This is a genomic window from Anabaena sp. EIM26 (assembly GCF_057568715.1).
Genome location: NZ_CM172472.1, coordinates 5,715,102 through 5,735,381, shown reverse-complemented (window position 1 = coordinate 5,735,381; position 20,280 = coordinate 5,715,102). Strand labels below are relative to the sequence as shown.

The window sequence follows — 20,280 nt, the reverse complement described above, 5'->3', positions numbered from 1 at the left end:
TGGAAGATAAAACAAATTTGTGGATTAGGATAGCACAAGTTACACAAATCCTTTATTTATTTTTTAGACATAAATCCAATAATTATGTCTTCGAGTCCTCGAAAGTTCTGGTATGTTTAAATTACAAAGGTAAAGGTGGTCAGGTATGACAGCCCTAAGAATAAATTATTATTCTTGGGGCTTTATTTATGAATTAATGGAGATATCAGGTTTGGTAGCGGCGCGGCGTATAAACCCAATTGGTATGATTGCTATGCATCTGCCGAGTTTGAGAAGAACCAACAATAATCAGGGTTCGCATATCAGCATCTGTGGGTTCTAAGTGTTCAAGGGTAATAACTTTCACTGCTTGTCCAGGTCTGCCCACATTTCGCCCTAATACTACCGGGGTATCTGGCTTTCTGTACTGCAATAAGATATTTTTAGCTGCGGCTAATTGCCAAATCCGTTCTTTAGAAACAGGATTATAAAAGGCGACGACAAAATCACCTTGGGCTGCTGCGGTGATGCGTTGGGTGATAATTGCCCAAGGTTTCAAAATGTCAGATAAAGAAATAGCGCAGAAGTCATGGCCTAATGGTGCGCCAATAGCTGCTGCGGTGGCTTGCATGGCTGAGATTCCAGGGGCAACTTGAATATCAATATTTTGCCATTCTGGTTTGTTGTAGCGGTCTAGAACTTCAAATACTGCTGTGGCCATTGCAAAAATACCAGGGTCGCCGGAAGAAACCACTACTACATATCTTCCTTCTGCGGCCAAGTCTAGCGCCATTTTTGCCCGTGCTTCTTCTTCCCGATTGTCGGACTCATGGATATGTTTACCATCTGCTAAAGAACCGATTAAATTTATGTAGGTTTTATAACCGACTAAATCAGTAGCAGCATTGAGGATTTCTGCAACTTCGGGAGACATCCATTTTGATGCACCGGGGCCAGTACCAATTATGGCTAATTTTCCGCGTTGTTTTTCATTGGTTTCGGAGTCAATCGCCGCAATTTTTTCCAGGTGATAAACTAAACAGTTGGGTTGAGGAGTCCCCAAATCTTCAGTTATCTGAATTGTTAACTCTCCATTGGGGTCAATTGGTAGTTGACTTTCACTCAACCAAGGGGCTGTTCCTTCTAATTTAACTTTTGCCCCTGCGAGTAAATCAGCAATAAATTTTTTGGCATCTTCTGGGTTAGCTAAATGATATCCAGGAGGAGGTGATAACAAAGCTGTGCGAAAACGTAAATCTCCTGTGGTTGTAATTGCTGCTTGTATATCTAACTTTGCTGCAATTCGACGTGCTAAATCATTTACCCCACTGAGTCCACCTAAAAGCGGGACTACAGCACTACCATCTTCAGCTACGGCTAATACTGGCGGTTCTTGTCCTTTATTTGTTAGCAGAGGTGCAAGAGTTCTGATCAGAATACCAGCTGCACAAATTCCAATTAAAGGTGTCCCAGCAGCGAATAATTCCCGTAAGGTTTCGCCAAAATTGGTAAAACTCACATCAACATCTGAGGTGCGACTGGCTAAACCGTATAATTTAGCCCTTGGTAAAACACTGATGATTTGCCGTCCTAATGCCACACTATTTTGACTTAGTACCACGACGGCAGGTGCAACCCTTGTTTTCATAATTTCTGTTTTGTCGGGATGACAATCATTGAGAAATAAGGTACTTCCTCTGGGTTAACTTCATCTAGGGGGACAATTCGCTGCTGGGCTGTTGTTGCCCGTTCAATATATTTTGCCCGTGATGCCATGCCTAATTGATGAAGAAGATCGCGTACTTTTGTGAAATGGCGACCCAGTTTCATAATTGCCGCCGCATCTGTTGTTAATAGATGTGAGGTGAGCATTTCTGTAGGCAGTGTTGCGGGCAGAACAGTGAGGACATCATTGTAGTAGGTAAAGGGAACGCCCAAAGACACTGGACAGGCCATGAGTGAAGATATACCAGGAACAACTTCCGTTTGGTACTGCTCAGATAAACGAGTGAAGATATACATGAATGAACCGTAAAAAAACGGATCGCCTTCACACAATACAACTACATCACGACCTGCTGCCAGATGTGCGGCAATGGGTTCAACTTCTTGGTCGTAAATGGATTTGGCTTTTTCTGGTTCTAAGGCACGGGGGAGATGATACAATACCTCGATTTGATTGCCGGGTAAATATGGCGACACTATTTTTCTGGCGATACTTTCTTTGTCTATTGCTGATTGATAGGCAATAACAGGGGCAGACTGTAATAATCGCAGGGCTTTTAGTGTCAATAGTTCTGGATCTCCTGGGCCGACACCAATTCCATATAGACGACCTCCACTGTTCATTGTTATTCTTCCTCTGTTGCTAAGGCATTAATGGCAGCAGCTGCGATCGCACTTCCGCCCCTCCTTCCATGTAAAGTTAAAAATGGAACATTGCGACTATTCGCTGCCAACGCTGCTTTTGATTCTGCTGCACCAACAAAACCCACAGGAAAGCCCAATATCAATGCTGGACGTGGCACACGTTCATCCAGCATTTCCAATATCCTAAATAAGGCTGTAGGTGCATTACCAATTGCGACTATTGCCCCATCTAAATGGAAACGCCATAATTCTAAAGCTGCTGCTGACCGTGTATTTCGCAACCGTTTTGCTATTTCTGGAACTTCAGGATCATTTAGGGTGCAGATAATTTGATTATTGGTAGGTAATCTTTTTCTCGTCACACCTTCGGCCACCATCCGACAATCGCACAAAATCGGTGCGCCTGCTGCTAAAGCTTTTCTACCTGACTCCACTGCCCTTGGTGAATATCCCAAGTCTGTGACAATATCCGTCATTCCACAGGCATGAATCATTCGTACTGCAACTTTTGCTACATCAGGTGGCAGGATATCTAAGTTTGCTTCTGCCCGGATAATTGCAAAAGAATTGCGGTATATTTCGTCAGCATCGCGTATATAGTTAGACATTGGATTTGAGATTTGGGATTGATTTAACTGTGAATAATCGTTGTAGTTGGGATGTGTCATAACGGTAAACAAATTCCCTAAAGGACTCATTAAGGTTTAATCGTTGATTTTTATACACACACAACATTTTGGCAATGATGTTTGGTAATTCGGCAAAAGTTACATACTCATAGAGTTGATAACCAAATTTTTGTAAATTACCATCACCAATATAGAGTTGATAACCCTCCATAGTTTCATTTTCTGACTGAATGCGAACTCCTAACAAGGTAATATCAGCTTGTTGGTGTTGAGCGCAAGATTTGACACAACCACTAAAGTGAATATTGATTGGATGATCTAGAGTAATATGTTCTAGATAGTCTGCTAATGCTAAAGCGTGGTCTTTGGTTTCGGTAGCCGAAGCAGCACAACCGCGTTTACCAGAACAAGCGACTAACGAAGTTTTGATGTTAGTTGGTGAGATATTTAATCCTAAGCGGGTAATCTCTGTCTCAACTTCAGCAACTTGTTTTTTGGGTATATCAGTGACAAGTAAATTTTGCCAAGGAGTTAGCCTGAGATTACCATTACCATATTTTGCTGCCAAATCAGCTAAATGCCTCATTTGCCAGGCTTCTAACCTTCCTAGTGGTAATACTACACCGATATAAAATAATCCTGCTTGTTTTTGGGGATGAATACCAATTGAGTCTGCCGGAACAGTTATCATATCTGTTTGGGCTGGTAATTGGGAAAAGTAATTAGGAACTAGGGGTTGGAAAGCTAAACGCAGATAATTTTCTACACCTAAATCATTGATAACTTCTCGCAAACGTCGCTTGCGTTGACTCGTTACACCTATGTTATCTAGGTAAACATCAGCTAAAACGGCTAAAACTGGTAAACATTCATCTGGTTTTAATAAAATTCCCGTATTCTTCGGTAGTTGTCCTTTTTCACCAAAACTCAGAAAAAGCTGGAAGTAAACATTTCCATTTTCCAAGACAGCCGCAAAGGTGATATCGTTAACGCAATTCTGTACTGAAACTTTACCACCACCATCAAAACCAACGCTAAATTTGGCAGATAGTCCTGCAAGATGGGGATGTGATGTAATATAATCATCCCAAGTTTTAACGAAGGGTCGAGTATCTATTAATTCTTGAGGATCAATACCCGCAGTGGGACTAGTCATGATGTTGCGAATATGGTCTACAGCGGAGTTGGCAGAACCTAAACCCAATTTTTGTAAACGCTGGAGAATTTCAATATTTATCCCAGTTTTAATTTCCCGAATTTGCAAATTAGCACGATTGGTAACGTCAACATAGCCGCCACCACAATTATCAGCTATGTTTGCAATAAATTGACACTGTTCACTATCAAGAATCCCACCGGGTATTCTCACACGAGACAAGATTCCATCTTGGGCTGATATATTGTAAAACAACCCTGGACAAGCAGTAGACGCGGTTAACAAAACGAGAACTCCTTCCCCGTGCGACGCAGAGACAGAGTAGGGGTGGGTGTTTCCCTCCCTTACATCCAATAACATTCATAGAGTTAGCATTCTGACTTGGAAAATAAAAAGTCAAAGGAAGAATTTCATTCTTTTGCTTTTTGCCTTTTCTTTACAGCTGCGGCACAGTCCCGGAATTTAACCGAAGTTTCCCAACTCTAAGATTTAGCAGTTTAGCATAGGGAGGTATTTATGCGATCGCTTTGAATCAATAGCAGCGAAAAAGATAAATTTGAAACTTATCCTTCAGACTTTCTTTGCGCGAGGGATATTTCGTGCTATTGTCTGACTTGTTTTTATAGGAAATTTCATATAAAAAGGAATTAAAACTCCACAGGCTGATGTTGACCTGATTAAACAACGCTATAAGGATGCGATAGCAAGGGAGAAACAACAATGACACAGGAACCAATTTTTGAAGAAAGCAGTGGCAACGTATTTGCTGACCTCGGTTTGTTGAATGCAGATGAACTTTTGACGCGGGGTAAGATAGGGCTTCAGGTACTCCGTCTCCTGAAACAACGCAACCTCAAACAGCGTGAAATCAGTGAACTGCTTTGCATTCCTCAGCCAGAAGTGTCTCATTTAATGAAAGGAGAGTTTCAACGTTTCAGCGAGGGTAAACTCCTGATTTTCCTCAAGCGTCTCGATACAGAAATCACTTTACATCTTCGTCCTCGTCATACGCTAAACCAGTCTGCTGAAACTGTGATATTGCTATAGGGCGTGTAGCGATATTACAAATGATATTTTATGAATAAATGGCTATCAATAGTCGGTATAGGCGAAGATGGTTTAGAGGGATTAAGTGCGATTCCTAGGTCGCGCTTCTCTACGAGACGCTACGCGAACGCGATCGCTCTTTCTCTTCTCGATCAAGCTACAATTATCGTTGGTGGGGAACGTCATCTGGCTATGTTACCCCCAAACGACAACCGCGAAAAAATTCTCTGGAAATCTCCCTTTCAGGCTTCTATCACAGAAATTATTCAACGGCGTGGTCAGGCAATTTGCGTGTTAGCTAGTGGCGACCCGATGTGTTACGGTGTGGGTGCAACTCTGATAAAGCATATTCCTATTTCTGAAATTACGATTATTCCTGCACCTTCGGCTTTTAGTCTCGCTTGTTCTCGATTAGGATGGTCTTTACCGGAAGTAGAAACTTTGAGTTTATGCGGTCGTCCTGCGTCTCTGCTGCAATCTTATATCTATCCATGTGCGAAGTTATTGATTTTAAGTGCAGGGAAGGATACACCAGGAATTGTTGCCGAACTATTGACAAATTGCGGTTATGGTGGTAGTAAGATTACCGTTTTGGAAAGAATGGGCGGTATTCATGAACGCATTTTAGAAGGTATTGCGGCATCTTGGCAAGAAACAGAAATAGAGGCTTTAAATACTGTTGCAGTTGATTGTATAGCAGATGCGGGGGTAATGCCTTTATCGAGATTTCCCGGTTTAGCTGATAGCGCTTTTTACCATGATGGACAATTAACCAAACGGGAAGTTAGGGCAATTACTTTATCAACTTTAGCACCTTTACCGGGGGAGTTGCTTTGGGATGTGGGTGCGGGTTGTGGCTCAATTTCGATAGAATGGATGCGGAGTAATTTTCGATGTTGTGCGATCGCTCTTGAGCAAAACGAAACTAGAATAAATTATATAGCTGATAATGCTATCGCTTTAGGTACTCCTAATTTACAAATCATCACCGGGAAAGCACCGGAAGTTATTCAAAACTTACCCACACCAGACGCGATTTTTATTGGTGGTGGTGTCACCACACCAGGACTTTTTGACATTTGTTGGAATGCATTGCGTCCTGGAGGGAGAATAGTTGCTAATGTTGTCACTTTAGAAGGTGAACAAACTTTATTTGAATGGTATGAAAAAGTGGGAGGAAATTTCACGCGCATTTCTATTCAACGTGCAGAACCTATTGGTAAATTTTTAGGTTGGAAAGGAATGTCTCAAGTTACGCAATGGGTAGGATATAAGTTATGAAAATCATCATTCATTAAACGCAGGTGAACGCAAATGAAATCAACCAATGGGATAATTACCAGGTTTGACCGCATGAATAAATTCACTACCTGAATGTGGTCTTCCGCGTTTATAAGCAGCTTCTTCTGGTTGACCCCAACCCATTTGTAAAATTACTTCTAAAAAGTTCGTATTTTCCCATTTTAACAAACTTGCCCATTCTGTTCTTTGAGCAATTCTTTCTACATCTAATATATTAATTTTTTCGTGTAGTTTCCCATTACTCACACTCAAATATAACTCCATTTGTGCTGTAACTACATCCCAAAATTCCAGAATAGAATTTTTTGCAGTTTTCAATATTTCTAAATCCTGATCTAATGCAATTAACTGCGCGTCAACTTCTGGATAATTTAGGGTTTTTCCTTTGATTGTCAAATCTTTCCAAACAATCCCAGAAACTTGATTTTCCCGTTGATATTCATGAATAGAAGCTTTAAAATCTTGATAGGCCGTAAACTTTTGTAGCCCTTCAGTTGTGATAAACTGGTCTAGAACAGGATTGCCAGAAGCTGTCACCTCCAACTTGAGACGCTCTCCTTTTAGACAAGCTTGGCGTTCATTTGCTAAAATTTGGATGAGTTCCTGGGTGGTATAAACTTTTGACATCGGAACAACCCTAATTAGTTATTGGTAATTGGTGATTGGTGAGGCATTATTCAACTATTATCTCTTGACAGCAATGAAAATGCAGTATCAGGTAAAACTAAAAATTTCCCACTCAATTTGAGTAGGACTTACACAAAAAACTCTCTTTCCTCTTATTCTTCCCTGTCTTCTCTCGTATCAACCATAATCTTTACCCAGAATATGTTTTGGGCATTTTGGATGGGTTATTTTTTGATGCAGTGTGAAAAACCGGAATCTAAATTTTATAACCCACGTCTACTTTGAAACCAATAGTTTTTTCCTAATCGGGTTTTGTTCCTAAATCCTATACTCTTCTCTCTTCCCCGTTCCCTGTTAAGAGTTCCCTTTTGAAAAACTCCAGTTCTCAACTTGGACGACCTGAGTTCGGTGTTAGGAGTTTGTCCTATGCCTACGGCACGGTTTCACCGAACGGAGACGCTACGCGAACGGAGTTATGATTTTTAAGAGCGAGAGAATAAGGGTTTGAAACTCTTACTGGGGGAGATTTTTCCACAAATTATCTTATATCGAACTCAGGTGATGAATGAATTTTAGGATTCTGTGCAGCCTCATATAAAAATGGTATAACCCTACAAATGATGTTTTCAATTATATTTTTTGCCAGTTGATTGATTAAATAAACTTAAAATGACGCAAACCTTCTAAAATACCTTCAGCATAGAATGATTTTGCTAAATAGCGATAGTCGGTTTTGTTTGCTGTATACCATTCACGTAATTCAGAAAGAGCATTTCCTACAATAATACCTCTTTCTTCTCCTCTGCTGAATAAGGCAATATCATTACCTGAATCACCACAAACAACTGTTTCGTGAGCAGAATGTCCCCATTCGTTTTGTAAATACTTCATTGCTAAACCTTTATCGGTATCAAAAGGCAAAATATCCAGGTTTTTGCTTTCCAGGTTTTCGCTGCCGCTAAAGTTGCCACTGTAGATTAAATTAAATTTAATATTTTCTTTTTTTAGTAAATCATCGAGTTGGGGTATAACTTTTTTTGCAGCTTCTTCCTTGATAAGATAACTAACTTTAAAAGGAAGTTGTTCAGATGCTTTTTGAAGAACTAAATCTTCAAACTTCGCGGCTATTTTCTCTACCAAATCACGATTCCAGCCAATTGATAACTTACTAGACCATTTTAAATCGGGAGTTTTGTAATTAGAGTTGAAGTATATTTCAGTTCCTACAGCAGTGATTAAAGCATCGGGTTCTAAAAGTTTTTGTGTCTTGATCAATTGCTGGTATAAAGTTAGCGATCGCCCTGTGGCATAAACAATCTTAGTTCCATATGTTTTGCGATGATTTATTAATTTTTCGTTCAATTGCTCTAAAAAGTCTAAAGATTTTTTATCACCCACTAGAGTGTCATCTAAATCAGTAACGAAGAGGAATGCTTTCATAATTACAGTTTTTTACTATACGGTAAGAAAGGTTAAAACGTAAATTTTTATACTAAATTGAGATGTACACTTAATTGACAGTTAATATTATATCTGAAATCGCAACCAGACTGCCAAAGGCTTACTGCTATAGTCCAAAATTTACCAGATTTTGCAAATCTGTGCGATCGCTCTATTAGACCTACCACTGAGCATCAACTGAGCAGAAAAGTGAGCATATCTTCCTGAAAAACCCACCTACGCTAAAGAGATAGAAAAACAAGCGTCAGGTAAAAAATATGATTAGCACATTAGAACAGCAACCCAGTGGTTTATACATTTACACCCCCAACCAAGAACCCATAGCTTTTCCCCTCAAACACACCGAAGTCAAAGCCCAAGTTGTCGGTAATATTTCACGGGTGGAAGTGACTCAAAGCTTTGAAAACCCTTTTACTACTACCTTAGAAGCTATCTATATTTTCCCCCTGCCCGATGAAGCCGCAGTTGATGATATGCTGATTCGGATTGGCGACAAAATTATTAAAGGTAGTATTAAAAAACGCCAAGAAGCACAGCAAATTTACGAGCAAGCGAAACAACAAGGACGCACAGCGGGACTTCTTGAACAAGAACGAGACAATATTTTTACCCAATCCCTAGCTAACATTCGACCCGGTGAACAGATTGATGTGATTATTCGCTACACCGAAAGTCTGAAATTTGAGGGTGGAAATTATGAGTTTGTCTTCCCAATGGTTGTTGGACCCCGTTATATTCCAGGCATAAGTATTGAAGACAATACAGCCGGGAGAGGTTCTGCACCTGCACCCATGTCTCTCAATCAAGATACCGATTTAGTCCCAGATGCTTCTCGCTTGAATGCTCCCATCCTCCCAGCAGGTACACGTTCTCGCCATGATATTAATGTCACTGTGGAAATTAACGCTGGAGTAGAAATACGTAATATTAGCTCACCCTCTCATCATATCCAAATTACCCGTGACGGACAGGTAGCACAAATAAAACTAGGAGGTGGAGACACTATTCCTAATCAAGACCTAATTCTGCGTTACCAAGTAGGAGGGGAAAATACACAAGCCAGCGTACTCACCCAAGCTGATGACAGAGGTGGACACTTTGCAGTTTACCTAATTCCTGCCCTCCAGTACCAGCCAGATCAGTTTGTCCCCAAAGATATGGTGTTTCTGATTGACAGATCCGGTTCTCAAAGTGGCGCACCGTTGATGCAATGTCAGGAATTAATGCGCCGATTTATCGGTGGACTCAATCCCCATGACACCTTTAGCATTATTGATTTTTGCGATACCACACAGCAACTCTCACCTGTTCCTCTCCCTAATACTCCTGAAAATCGCTTACGGGCAATTAATTATATCAATCGCTTAAATGCAGGAGGAGGAACGCAGATGTTAAGGGGGATTCAGACTGTGTTAAATTTCCCAGTCACAGACCCTGGACGTTTACGAAATATTGTCCTACTCACTGATGGCTATATCGGTAATGAGAACCAGATTATTGCTGAAGTGCAAAGCCGTCTCCAACCAGGAACGAGACTGCATAGCTTTGGTGCTGGTAGTTCTGTAAATCGGTTCTTGCTAAATCGAGTTGCTGAAATAGGCAGGGGTATTGCTCGCATTATCCGCCATGATGAGCCGGTGAATGAGGTCGTAGAAAAATTCTTCCATCAAATCAATCATCCCGTTTTTGCTAATATCCAATTGCACTGGGAAGGTTATGGTGAATTTCCCATTATGTATCCTTCCACACCACCGGATTTATTTGCAGAACAGCCGTTAGTTTTATTTGGACGTAAATCTGATGGTTGTGCTGGCAAGTTATACGTTACAGGTATGAGTGGGGATGGTAGACGCTCTCAATACGTCTTTAATATCAATTTTCAGTTAATGGGTAATCCTGCTATTGCTCAACTTTGGGGACGTTCCCGCATCAAGGATTTGATGAATCAGATGATCAGTGGTGATACAAAGGTCGGTGTGGAAGCGGTGACAAATACGGCATTAAGCTATCAATTGCTATCTCAATATACTGCCTTTGTTGCTGTCAGTGATGAGGTCAGAGTTCATCCTTTCCCAACTTCTGTATCTATGCAAGTACCTGTAGAAATGCCGCAAGGTGTCAGCCAACAGGGTATTTTTGGTAATGCTGCTGCCAAAAAAGTTGCTCAACCAGTAATTCAATCTGATGCACCGGAGTTGAGGAAGAGGGCTATGAGTATAGAAGATGTAAAAATGCGTCCACAAATGCCTTCTATACCTGCACCTGAAAGGGAATATGCTCAACCGTTACGCTTTGTTCCAGGAGCGAGGAATGAACCTGTAGAGATGGATTCTTTAGAAGAGTCTATTGATGAAGGGTTTACTAATCTTGAAGCCATGTTATCTAGTAATGATGAATCCTATGGCTTGGGTTTGATTAATCGCTCAATGATGGCTGCTTCACCTGCTGCTGGTTCTATAGATGCAGAATTGGCAGAATCAGAAACCTATTATTGGGAAGGAAATGCTGCTGTCCCTCCTCTGAAAATCAAGGTAACAGGATTAAATCAACAGATGGTTTCGCTGCTTTTTCAACACTTGCAATCAATTCCATTACCTACAGGGTTAAGAGGTGATTTAGTGTTTGAGTTTGAGATGAATAAGGGGAGAATCAGACAGTTAGTTCTGGATGAGCAAGCTTCTTCTCTTCAGGATCAAACAGTGATTAATGCCATCAAGCGATCGCTCCTCACTTGGCGACCTTCCCAAATTATCAGTAGTTCTGTCGTTTTGACAATCCGAATTCAATCCTAATAGTCAATTAAGCGCAATGCAACCGGGAACTATCCCGGTTTTTTAATAACTCCCGAATTTGAAAATCCTTCACACCATTGCTAAATGCGCTGGTTCATCTGCTTCTGGTTCATAACCAGCTGCCAGTTTTTCCATTGATCTATCAATTAAATCCAAACCTTGCTGCACGGTTTCCACTAAACTTAACTGACCACGCAATTCAGCCGCACCCATAAAGCCTTTAGCATACCAAGTCATATGTTTACGGGCTTGACGCACACCTCTATCACCTTTATATTCCCATAAAGCATATAAATGTTCTCTGGCACATTCCAAACGTTGAATCGCATTTGGTGCTGGTAATAATTCCCCGGTTTTCAGAAAGTGATCAACTTCACCTACCAAAAACGGATAACCTAAAGTTCCACGAGAACACATCACCCCATCTGCACCAGTTTCTTCTAGACATTTTACCGCCGCTTCCACAGAGAAAATATCCCCATTCCCAATGACTGGAATTGATAATATTTCCTTCACCCGTGCAATCCATTCCCAACGGGCATTACCATTGTAACCTTGAGCGCGGGTACGTCCATGCACTGTAATCATTTTTGCCCCGGCATCTTCCATGCGTTTGGCAAAATCAAGAATAGTAATTTCCTGATCATTCCAACCAATTCGGGTTTTTACTGTCACGGGAACCTCAACAGCTTTGACAACTTCCCGCACAATTGCCTCTGCGATTTCCGGTTGTCGCAACAAGGAAGAACCACCACCATTTTTGGTGATTTTATTAACTGGACAACCCATATTAATATCAACTGTATCCGCACCTTCAGCAACGGCTTTGATTGCTGCTTCGGCAAGGAAATCAGGACGACAATCAAACAACTGAATGCTAATTGGGCGTTCGTTGGGATCTACCTCCATGATTTTGGGTAACTGCGTGACGTAATGTAATCCCGTCGCATTTACCATTTCGGTGTACATCATTGATTCTGGCGCATAACGACGGACTAAGCGCCGAAATACCAAATCTGTCACCCCCGATAATGGGGACTGCAAAACACGGCTTTTAACCTCAAATGAGCCAATTTTTAGAGGTTGGGAGAGTCTAGCTTGGAGAGTGGGGGAGAGGGAAAGCATACAATTTTTGAATTTAGCTTGGGGATACCATATGTTGATGATATTGATGTTCCATAAGGATTTTAGTACCTGCTGGTGTCAACGAAAAGCGATCGCGTGGTGATCCTGGTTATATGTGTCTTTCCAGCAAACCTAAATAAATCAAAATAATAATTAACTTTAATTAACTTCTATACCATAGATAAGATTTTATGGTAAGAAAATTTACTAAAAAGTTTAACTGACAGCTTAATGACATTCTAATTTTAAAGCTGCCTCTACTTGTTTATATTCTGTCATAGCTTGGGATAGTAATAATGTCGCATCTGCTAAAATAGCATCCCGTCCCAAATCTTCTAATCTTTTGCAAATTTGAGCTAAATTTTTAGCACCAACAATAGCACTGCTAGACTTGAGAGCATGAGCTTCTAATTGTAGTGTTTTTGCATTTTCTTGAAAAATGGCATCATCAATCGCCTGTAATCTTTGGGGTGTATCTTCCAGATAACATTCTATTAATTGGATAAATTCTTCTACATTATTACTGCAAACAATATCTTTGAGTTCTTCTAAAACTTTTAGATCAATCACATCATTAGTCATAGGTTCAACAATTTTATTATTAATATTATTTATAGTTATACCTTGGTTTTGACAATTACTTAAAGCCTTAGTTAATTCCTCTATGCGAATGGGCTTTGTCGTGTAATCATTCATCCCGGCTGCTAAACATTTTTCCCGGTCTCCCTGCATAGCATTAGCCGTCATGGCAATAATCCAAGGACGTTTAGATGCGGGCCATTCCTGATAGATTTGACGAGTTGCAGTTAAACCATCCATTTCTGGCATTTGTAAATCCATTAATATCACATCATAAGATTGTCTACGCAAAGCCACTAATACTTCTAAACCATTTGCTGCTACATCAGCACGATATCCCAGACGTTGTAAAATATTAATAGCTACTTTCTGATTCACTACATTATCTTCAGCCACAAGAATTTTTAGGGGAATTTTTTCTGCCATATGAGAATCAAATTTTGATTGCGCGTCCTGATAATTATTCTCTTTAGGCATGACAACATTATTTTTAGAAATATTAATCAAAATATTTAAAAGATTAGCCTTCTTGATAGGCTTGGTCAGATAAGCTACAAGCTCAAGATTTAAGTTCTGGTAATTTGTATTGCTCTGCCCATTACCAATAGATGTTAACATCACTAAAGGTAATCGCTCACAATTATTCAGCTTACGAATTTCTGCTGCCAGAGTCAAACCATCCATTTCTGGCATCTGCATATCTAATATAGCAATATCAAATTGTTGTTCCTGAAGATACTTGAGTGCTTCTTTTCCCGATGCAGCGGGTACAGCAACCATACCAAAAGACTGAGATTGTAGAATCAGTACTTGACGATTCGTAATATTATCATCAACTATCAATAAGCGTTTATTATAAATTGAGTGGTGATGATTATCATCATATTTAATATCTGACTTTCCAACAAAAGGACTAACAATAGTAAATACAAAATTAGAGCCTTGACCAACCGTACTTTCAACCCACATTTTACCCCCCATTAATTCAGTCAGTCGCTTACTAATTACCAATCCTAGACCTGTACCACCATAATGACGAGTGGTGGAAGCATCAACTTGACTGAATGGTTTGAAGAGCCTGTGCATTTTATCTTCAGGAATACCGATTCCTGTATCTTTAACAGTAAATTTAATTTCGTATAACTGAGAGTTTCGTTGAGAAATAAATTCAGAATCTGACTGATCTTTGATCTGGCTAGTGACAGAGATGATCACTTCACCAGAATTAGTAAACTTAATTGCATTACTGAGCAGGTTTACTAAAATTTGCCTTAAACGGGTAACATCTCCACTAATTACTTCATATGTTTCTGGATACATTAGATAAGCAAGCTCTAATCCTTTTTCACTAGCTTTGGGAGCTACTAAATCTAACGATTCTTCAAGACAAGTTCTCAAGTTGAAAATTTGTTCTTCTATCTCTAACTTACCAGACTCAATTTTAGAGAAATCAAGAATATCATTAATCAACGTCAACATAGCATCACCACTATTGCGAATAATTTCTGCAAACTCTAATTGTTGTGGTGTAAGTTGTGTGTCTAATAGCAGTCCAGTCATACCAATTACTGCATTCATTGGTGTACGAATTTCATGACTCATAGTTGCTAGGAACTCGCTCTTAGTCAGGTTCGCAATTTCCGCTTCTTCTTTCGCTGATTTGAGTTGTTCCTCAGCTATTTTTTTATCTGTAATATCTGTAATTATGCCTACAAAGCGATAAGGTTGGCTTTGTTCATCACGAATACACTTTCCTTTTGCAGCTATCCAAATATAATTTCCATTGCGATGTTTCATGCGATAGCTACATTGATAAATATCTGTTTTCCCCTCCAAGTGGTCATTTATATGCTGCATTGCTTGTTCCAGTTCATCAGCATGAACATTATCTGACCAGGTAGACAATAAATGAGGTAATAGTTCTTTCTCGTAACCCAAAATTCTCATCCAAGCAGGTGAGTAATAAACCTCCCCAGTGAGCAAATTCCAATCCCAAATCCCATCATTAGTGCCAGAAATTGCTAGTTCGTAACGTTCTTCTCTTTCCCTTAAAATTTCTTCTATTTTTTGTCTACGGTGTACTTCAGATGCTAGTTCATCATTAATAATAGATAATTCCTGAGTGCGAGTTTCTACACGTTCTTCAAGTGTTTCATTGGTATTTATAATGTTTTGAAACATTTGATTTAGTGCCAATATCATAGATTGAAAATTGCGAGTCAGAGAATCTATTTCGGCAATATTACTATTTGTTAAAATAATTTCTTCTTGTGCCAGTATTTTTTGTGGTAAATCCGTAGTAATCTGAGTTAATCTCAACATAGGCTGGACTAATTTGTTACTAAGAATAATAGCTGCTACCAGAGCTATGACAGCAGTGAATAACATGATTGATAAATTTTTTATATATATTTTACGAATATAATCTATTTGGGGTTTAGTGGGTACTTGAACAAGTAATTCTGCTGAAAAAATATTATCTAAAGAACTGATTTGCGAATACAAGGATCTTTCCCACCTCCATATAGCGGGTATATTGGATAAGTTTGGTAGCAAATGAACAACATTGTGATTCAGCTTGGTGATTTTTTTATTTTGGTAAGGATTAAAAGTTTCTAGGATCTTTATTTTTTCTAAATTAGTGGAAAGTACACGGCTTTTTTTATCTAAAATGGTGACATAAAAATTTTGTTCTAGGTTTTTTTTATAACTTATTGTACTTAATTCTTCTAGATTTATTTCACCAAAAACAGCACCCATGAATTTATGATCTTGAATAATTGGCACACCTAAGTTTAAAAAATCACGTTTTCTGCCTTCTATAGATATAGATAATATATCAGTTGTGACTGAGGACTGATATTTTTTTAATTTCTGGAAATCAGCCCTTTGACTAACATTGATATCCGATTTTATGTTCATTGGAGATGATTTAATAATTTCTCCTAAGCTATTAACTATATAAATTTCCTGAAATTGAGGAAATAGCGGTTGAATATTTTTAATAATTGATTCATCAAATTTAATAGCGGTATTTTTATTAACCTGAAAAAAAGAGTTGGCAATTGTGCTTAAACTTGTTATATTGTTATTTTGCCAGTTTTTTATATCATTTATTAACTCTACTGAAAATGAATTTATATCTTTAATAATGTTATTTTCAAGATCTTCAACTGCGCGTATGGCATTATTCATATTAATAGCCATGACGGGGAAAAATACAAAAGCTACCAATAAAGTAAATAGGGATTGTTGCCAAGAAATTGTATGTTTAGTCTTTTTGCATTTTAACCATTGCTCGATAGATAAATAATTAAGTATTAAACTAGAGATTATGGCATTAAAAAAACCATTGATAGCTTGCTTAACTATAATTAACCACATTCCTAGTTCAGCAACATTTAATACTCCACCATAAAATATAGAAACCAATGGCATACCTATTAAAATCCAGTAAATGCCATCTAATAAAAGTAAATTTTGACTTTTTTTACGTAATAATAATCCGACAAAAAGCGCTTCACAAGTAAAGATGATAATTGCATAAGGATGTGACCATAATACGTAGGTATAACTGCTACTAATAATGGCGGCAATTGTTCCCCAAAAGCATCCATAAATAGCTACCACAAGTAAAACAGCTATACTCCCAAATAAAAAGTCCACACCAAAAAAAAGTGTTACTTTAAAATAGTTACCAAGATAACCTAAAATAATTAATACTATAAGTAGAAAAATTTGTTTTTGTTTAAAAGATAATTTTGGTAAAGTTAATAAATTAGGTAGTAATTTCATATTATTTTATTATCATGAGATTAATATTTGTACTTATGATTTTTTAGATGAAATTTTGCTGTTATAAATTTAGATTATACTGCAAACGGTTGAAAATTGGACTTATGTCATACTGAGCGTAACGTAGTGCAGCGAAGTATCTCGGAGATTCTTCACTTCGTTCAGAATGACACTTTTAACCAGTTTTTAGTATATTTGAAAAAAGCGCTTTTCTACAACTGAGAGTAGAAATATGAAGGTAAACTTATTCCATTACCGCAGAGCCAAAACGATAGCCTTTGCCATAAACTGTATGAATGAGTGCAGATTCATTATTTACTTCAATTTTACGCCGCAATAAGCGAATTAATGCAGCGATGACATTACTTCCCGGTTGTTCATTATCTTGCCATAAATGTTGCATAATCTGCCCGTGAGTCAGCAATTGTCCGGCGTGTTCCATAAAATATTGTAGTAGCTGGCTTTCTTTTTGGGATAGCTCAATAATTCTCCCTTGACGATAGGATATTTGGTTTTCTACATCTAGTTCTAAATCAGCTACTACTAAGCGTACTGATGAAGTGCTGTGCAACTCAACACCTGATCGGCGCAACAAAGCACGGACTCTTGCTAGTAACTCCCGCAGTTCAAAAGGTTTTACTAAATAATCATCTGCACCAGCATCTAAACCTTGCACACGGTCGTCTAAAGTATCTTTGGCTGTGAGAAATAGAACAGGGGTAGTTTTAGCTTGTTGGCGTAATTCCTGACAAATTTCCAACCCTGTTTTTCCTGGCAACATCCAATCTAAAATTAGTAAGTCATAAGTTCTTGCTTGTGCCAGTTGGCTGCCGCTTGTTCCATGATAGGCAGTATCTACAATATAACCTTCACGAGTTAAGATGCGGCTTAAGGGATCTGTGAGTTCAACTTCATCATCAACTAATAAAATTCTCATGCTGCTTGTAGTAAGCATATAATTAACCGCAAAGATAAAGACACCAAGAAAAAGAATGCTGACTGTTGCACTACCAAAAGGGGAATTACTTAAAAATAGCATCCGGCTGTTGCAATCGGTAGGATTAGATTTTAGTGCTTTTTTAGATTCTGGAAACCGCCAACTGCAAATTTCTGATGCTAGTGGACAAGCGAAAGGTCTGTTAGTACGGGCGCAAGATGTACCTGTTTATGTAGAATATGGTCAGGCGCAACTGGGTATTGTTGGTTACGATGTACTACAAGAAAAAAAACCGCAAGTTGCACAATTAGTGGATTTGCAATTTGGTTATTGTAGAATGTGTGTGGCGGTAAAAGCTTCTAGTTCTTACAAGTTGCCTGTAGATTTACCTGCTCATGGTCGAGTTGCTTCTAAATATGTCAATTGTGCGCGGGAATATTTTCAAAGTCTGGATTTGCCTATAGAAATAGTTCCTTTGTATGGTTCAGTAGAACTGGGACCAATTACAGGGATGTCTGAAGCGATCGTGGATATCGTTTCTACGGGTAAGACTTTGCGCGAAAATGGTTTGGTGGAAATTGCAACTTTGTATGAAAGTACGGCCAGGCTAATTGTTCATCCTTTGAGTTATCGTCTGAATACGGGTGATTTGCATCAAGTGGTGGAAAAGCTAAGAAAAGAAGTTTAACAGCAGGAGTTCGGAGGCAGGAGGCAGGAGGCAGGATGTAATAGAATAGAGGGCGGGTAAACCCCGCCTGAATATAAAAATAGCGATAATAATTTTTATAAAATATCATCTTCTAGTGCATTTTTGGCTATATGAGCAACGTACAATGAAACCGCAACTGTGGCTATTAAACCTGCAATTCTAACTACCCAATCTAAAGTAGGATTACCTGGTTGAGCGTCAGTCCCAATTAGTGCTAAGTTTCCAGCTAGGGAACCAATGTAGACATACATAATTGTTCCGGGTATCATCCCTATAGAACCGATAAAATAATCTTTGAGAGAAACGCCGGTAATTCCCAAAGCGTAGTTTAATAAGTTGAAAGGAAATATTGGCGAAAGTCGCATTAATAAAACGATTTTTAATCCTTCTCTACCTACAGCTTGATCAATAGCTGCAAATTTTTTGTTATCGGCAATTTTCTGAGAAACCCAGCCTCTAGCTAGATAACGTCCTACTATAAATGCTGCTGTTGCACCTATAGTTGCACCAATAAAAACATATATAGATCCCCAAATTACGCCAAAGACTATCCCAGAACCTAAGGTGAGAATTGAACCGGGTAAAAATGCAACTGTGGCAATAATATAAATGCCAATAAAGGCTATTGCCCCCACTGTACCCAAATTATCAATCCACTGTAAGGCATTGCGTAAAATTTCTTGAGGATTAAAGGAAGATGAATTAATAGATTCTTGCGCTAAGGCTAAGTCTGTATGTAATAAGCCAGCTATGCTAAATGCGAATAAGGTAAAAGTACACAGCTTTGCTAATTTTTGGAAGTTTTTGTTAATGATTAAGGCAGTACTGCTGCAAGTGTCACATTTAATATTTTTTGCAGGTGAGTCAGATATCGTAAGTCTGTTGATAATAAAAAAATTATAGGTCTGACGCACCCTACTAATATGTGATTTGCATAAGTCCTGAAAGGTTTTTGTGGAAATGGGATTACTCATAATTTAAAAGTTCTGGGAGATGTAGATTATTTTTATTTAGATATTTGATTGGTCATTCAGGGAGTGTAAATTTTCGACTACCGACACAGTTTGATTGAGAGCTTTTTGAGCAATTTTCGTTAGATAATAAGTCATGCTGATTGTAGCGGTTAAACCAATCACTTGCATTATCCATTGCCAAGTTTGCGTTTCTGGATTGGTTGCTTGATTTGGTGTGTTAATCATGGCAATGTTACCAGCTATTGAGCCTATGTAAACGTACATTACTGTACCAGGAACTATGCCAAGTGAACCGAATATATAGTCTTTGAGGGAGACTTTTGTGACTCCAAAAGCATAATTTAATAAATTGAAGGGAAAGATGGGAGAAAGCCGAGTTAGTAAGACGATTTTCCATCCTTCTTTAGCAACTGCTAAATCAATGGCTTTAAATTTAGGATATTTTTCAAGCTGCCGGCAAATATAGTCTTGTGATAGATAACGTCCAATTGCAAAAGCTAAAATAGATCCGATCAGTGCGGCTATTAATACATATACAGAACCCCAAAATAGACCAAATAAGTAACCACCTTTGAGGGTTAGTAGGGAACCAGGAATAAACAGCAAGGTTGCCAAATTGTAGATAATAATAAATGCAATTGGCCCAAAAATGCCTAAATTTTGTACCCAAGTTACTAAAATTTGTAAAGGTTCCTGAAAATTAATAAATTTAGTGGCAATAATCAGGGTGGCAATTAAAAAACTTAATAATAATAGTTGTAGTTTGCTATTTAATCTGGATTTATGCTTTGGCATTAT

Annotated in this window: 15 protein-coding genes; 4 read left to right on the top strand and 11 right to left on the bottom strand. The window is 38.6% G+C overall.

Annotated features, from left to right (window positions below):
• Positions 1-205: 205 nt before the first annotated feature.
• Genes cobJ through cobG form a run of 4 tightly spaced genes read right to left on the bottom strand, consistent with a single transcriptional unit; the run spans position 206 to position 4,419 of the window.
• Positions 206-1,627, bottom strand: coding sequence for a precorrin-3B C(17)-methyltransferase (gene cobJ, locus AC012T_RS24935; RefSeq protein ID WP_487061751.1), 1,422 nt, complete (start codon positions 1,625-1,627; stop codon positions 206-208).
• Entirely contained in the window at positions 1,624-2,328 is a 705-nt protein-coding gene (locus tag AC012T_RS24930) for a precorrin-2 C(20)-methyltransferase (RefSeq protein ID WP_487061749.1), read from the bottom strand. Before AC012T_RS24930 ends, cobJ begins: the two co-directional genes overlap by 4 nt.
• Positions 2,329-2,330: 2 nt before the next feature.
• Positions 2,331-2,957, bottom strand: coding sequence for a precorrin-8X methylmutase (locus tag AC012T_RS24925; protein ID WP_487061747.1), 627 nt, complete (start codon positions 2,955-2,957; stop codon positions 2,331-2,333).
• Complete coding sequence (cobG, locus tag AC012T_RS24920) at positions 2,950-4,419, bottom strand: precorrin-3B synthase (protein WP_487061745.1); 1,470 nt, start codon at positions 4,417-4,419, stop codon at positions 2,950-2,952. Before cobG ends, AC012T_RS24925 begins: the two co-directional genes overlap by 8 nt.
• Positions 4,420-4,854: 435 nt before the next feature.
• Between cobG and AC012T_RS24915 the strand changes: the two genes are divergently transcribed.
• Positions 4,855-5,181, top strand: coding sequence for a helix-turn-helix domain-containing protein (locus AC012T_RS24915; protein WP_487061743.1), 327 nt, complete (start codon positions 4,855-4,857; stop codon positions 5,179-5,181).
• A gap of 30 nt (positions 5,182-5,211) precedes the next feature.
• Complete coding sequence (cbiE, locus tag AC012T_RS24910) at positions 5,212-6,462, top strand: precorrin-6y C5,15-methyltransferase (decarboxylating) subunit CbiE (protein WP_487061741.1); 1,251 nt, start codon at positions 5,212-5,214, stop codon at positions 6,460-6,462.
• Between the two features lie 39 nt (positions 6,463-6,501).
• Here cbiE and AC012T_RS24905 read toward each other — a convergent pair whose 3' ends face one another.
• Positions 6,502-7,110, bottom strand: a complete 609-nt coding sequence (locus tag AC012T_RS24905) for a hypothetical protein (RefSeq protein WP_487061739.1) — start codon at positions 7,108-7,110, stop codon at positions 6,502-6,504.
• A gap of 654 nt (positions 7,111-7,764) precedes the next feature.
• Positions 7,765-8,550: a sucrose-phosphate phosphatase gene (locus AC012T_RS24900; protein ID WP_487061737.1), complete on the bottom strand. Its 786-nt coding sequence runs from the start codon at positions 8,548-8,550 to the stop codon at positions 7,765-7,767.
• Between the two features lie 278 nt (positions 8,551-8,828).
• Between AC012T_RS24900 and AC012T_RS24895 the strand changes: the two genes are divergently transcribed.
• A complete protein-coding gene (locus AC012T_RS24895; protein WP_487061735.1) occupies positions 8,829-11,363 on the top strand; it encodes a VIT domain-containing protein in 2,535 nt (844 codons plus the stop codon).
• Between the two features lie 69 nt (positions 11,364-11,432).
• Here the strand turns inward: AC012T_RS24895 and dusB are convergent, their stop codons facing one another.
• The 3 genes from dusB to rppA all read right to left on the bottom strand — a co-directional run bounded on the left by dusB (position 11,433) and on the right by rppA (position 17,799).
• Complete coding sequence (gene dusB, locus AC012T_RS24890; RefSeq protein ID WP_487061733.1) at positions 11,433-12,488, bottom strand: tRNA dihydrouridine synthase DusB; 1,056 nt, start codon at positions 12,486-12,488, stop codon at positions 11,433-11,435.
• 228 nt (positions 12,489-12,716) lie between these two features.
• Positions 12,717-16,862, bottom strand: a complete 4,146-nt coding sequence (locus tag AC012T_RS24885) for a response regulator (RefSeq protein WP_487061731.1) — start codon at positions 16,860-16,862, stop codon at positions 12,717-12,719.
• Between the two features lie 244 nt (positions 16,863-17,106).
• Complete coding sequence (rppA, locus tag AC012T_RS24880) at positions 17,107-17,799, bottom strand: two-component system response regulator RppA (protein ID WP_487066762.1); 693 nt, start codon at positions 17,797-17,799, stop codon at positions 17,107-17,109.
• A gap of 55 nt (positions 17,800-17,854) precedes the next feature.
• Between rppA and hisG the strand changes: the two genes are divergently transcribed.
• Entirely contained in the window at positions 17,855-18,487 is a 633-nt protein-coding gene (gene hisG, locus AC012T_RS24875; RefSeq protein ID WP_487061729.1) for an ATP phosphoribosyltransferase, read from the top strand.
• A gap of 95 nt (positions 18,488-18,582) precedes the next feature.
• Here the strand turns inward: hisG and AC012T_RS24870 are convergent, their stop codons facing one another.
• The gene (locus tag AC012T_RS24870) at positions 18,583-19,482 is read right to left on the bottom strand and encodes a TVP38/TMEM64 family protein (RefSeq protein WP_487061727.1); all 900 of its coding nucleotides are present in this window, start codon (positions 19,480-19,482) and stop codon (positions 18,583-18,585) included.
• A gap of 36 nt (positions 19,483-19,518) precedes the next feature.
• On the bottom strand, positions 19,519-20,277 hold the full coding sequence (locus AC012T_RS24865; RefSeq protein WP_487061725.1) for a TVP38/TMEM64 family protein: 759 nt from the start codon (positions 20,275-20,277) through the stop codon (positions 19,519-19,521).
• Between the last annotated feature and the right edge of the window lie 3 nt (positions 20,278-20,280).